Source organism: Pseudomonas ceruminis (assembly GCF_021602025.1).
Taxonomy (GTDB): Bacteria; Pseudomonadota; Gammaproteobacteria; order Pseudomonadales; family Pseudomonadaceae; genus Aquipseudomonas; species Aquipseudomonas ceruminis.
In genome coordinates this window covers 1-255 of sequence record NZ_BQHW01000104.1, presented here as the reverse complement: position 1 = coordinate 255, position 255 = coordinate 1, and the positions used below count along the sequence as shown (strand labels likewise).

The 255-nt window shown below is 49.8% G+C and carries 1 rRNA gene; it reads right to left on the bottom strand.

The features are described from left to right. A 23S ribosomal RNA gene (locus tag L6D80_RS30010) occupies positions 1-255 on the bottom strand; the annotation flags it as partial.

The window sequence follows — 255 nt, the reverse complement described above, 5'->3', positions numbered from 1 at the left end:
GGTTCTTTTCGCCTTTCCCTCACGGTACTGGTTCACTATCGGTCAGTCAGTAGTATTTAGCCTTGGAGGATGGTCCCCCCATGTTCAGACAAAGTTTCTCGTGCTCCGTCCTACTCGATTTCATTGATAAGAGATTTTCGTGTACGGGGCTATCACCCACTATGGCCGCACTTTCCAGAGCGTTCCACTAATCTCAAACCAACTTAAGGGCTGGTCCCCGTTCGCTCGCCACTACTAAGGGAATCTCGGTTGATT